General features: G+C 56.0%; 2 protein-coding genes. One reads left to right on the top strand and one right to left on the bottom strand.

The annotated features are described in order from the left end of the window. Nucleotides 1-251: 251 nt before the first annotated feature. Entirely contained in the window at nt 252-470 is a 219-nt protein-coding gene (locus G3480_RS26715; protein WP_420824646.1) for an IS1/IS1595 family N-terminal zinc-binding domain-containing protein, read from the bottom strand. A gap of 395 nt (nt 471-865) precedes the next feature. Here G3480_RS26715 and G3480_RS26710 point away from each other — a divergent pair, with 395 nt between their 5' ends. Continuing rightward, nucleotides 866-1,240, top strand: coding sequence for a hypothetical protein (locus tag G3480_RS26710; protein WP_164657220.1), 375 nt, complete (start codon nt 866-868; stop codon nt 1,238-1,240). The last annotated feature ends 36 nt before the right edge of the window (nt 1,241-1,276 follow it).

Below are 1,276 nucleotides of genomic sequence, written 5' to 3'. Positions count from 1 at the left end.
CGGCGTCGGCGGCGAGAATGATTCGGGCTCGGGTCGCCAGTTGCTGCGCCGTGGTGTGCTGACGCACCAACGCCTCCGGTAGTGCCCTTATCGATAGGATGACCTTTTTCTTAAACCTCTGATTTAAAAGCGTAATAATTTCTCGCCATTCTATAGATTGTGGCACTACCCACGAGACGAACCCTGGATAGCGTGGGCGGATTCAATTCCTGCGGAATATCTTGATATTTCTGATTGACATAGGCTTGCAGTCAAGACTCTGAAACCGGGATTGAACGGGCGATGCCTGCGAGTGGAATACGCTCAAGCAAAAGACGATCGATGAGCGCTTTTTTCTCATCGGAAATGGGTTGTTTGAGTGGATCAAGCACAAGCTGTCGACCGCAATCTTGGTACCGATGATTTTGCTTTCCGGTGGCATTAATGCCATTCATAACGATTCTATTTGAGTCACACGTTGGACAGCACATTTCTTAATTTTTCATCCTATACATAAGGGCACTACCCAGTCTGGATGGCGATCACATGCTTGATCCAACCGGCACGAGCTGGTGGCAGGGCAACCGGGGGATCACGCCCGAGGACCTCGCCTACATTCGCGCCTGTGTAAGACGCTTTCCCTGCTTATCGCGCTCGGACCTCACTGCCACCCTGTGCGAGCACCTCGATTGGCTCACTCCGGCGGGCCGCCCAAAGCTTCGGGCGTGCGGCGGCGCTGCGGAGATGCAGCAATTCCCGCTGAAAATTTTTTCTCTTGAGCGACAATGGGTTGGAGCAGCCTGAAAAAAGTGCTTCGTAAACCTTTGGCGCCGACTCGGTAGACTGGCCGGCATCATTTCAGTGTCGGATTGAGAGGGCGGTGCTGATGAGCGCTCCGTTTTGCCGCAAGCATCTCAGCATTGAGGGGCTGCTGAAAGAAGCGCATCGGGTGTTTCGTCGAATCCCCGATGCACCGGGTCACGACATCGCCTTGGTCGATCATCTGATGTCAGGGCTAGCGCTCTTCGGGTTGAAGTATCCCTCGCTGCTGCAGTTCGACCAGGACTGCCGGGAGGAGACGACGCGCGCGAATCTCAAGGCCCTCTACGGGATTGAGCAGGCCCCGAGCGACACGCGCCTGCGCGAGCGTCTCGATGAGCTTGCCCCCAGTCATGTGCGCCCGCTGTATAAGGCGATTTCCGGAAATGACCTTACCCAAGAGACGCGGGTCGGATGGGCAAAGTCAGCACTCGGGGCTTGAGCGTCACCTCGGCGCTGAACGGACCTGCCCATCCTG

Origin of the sequence: Thiorhodococcus mannitoliphagus, from assembly GCF_010915725.1 — a bacterium.
In the GTDB taxonomy this organism is placed as follows: Bacteria; Pseudomonadota; Gammaproteobacteria; order Chromatiales; family Chromatiaceae; genus Thiorhodococcus; species Thiorhodococcus mannitoliphagus.
The sequence above is the reverse complement of the archived record's forward strand: the minus strand, read 5'-3'. Positions and strand labels throughout refer to the sequence as shown.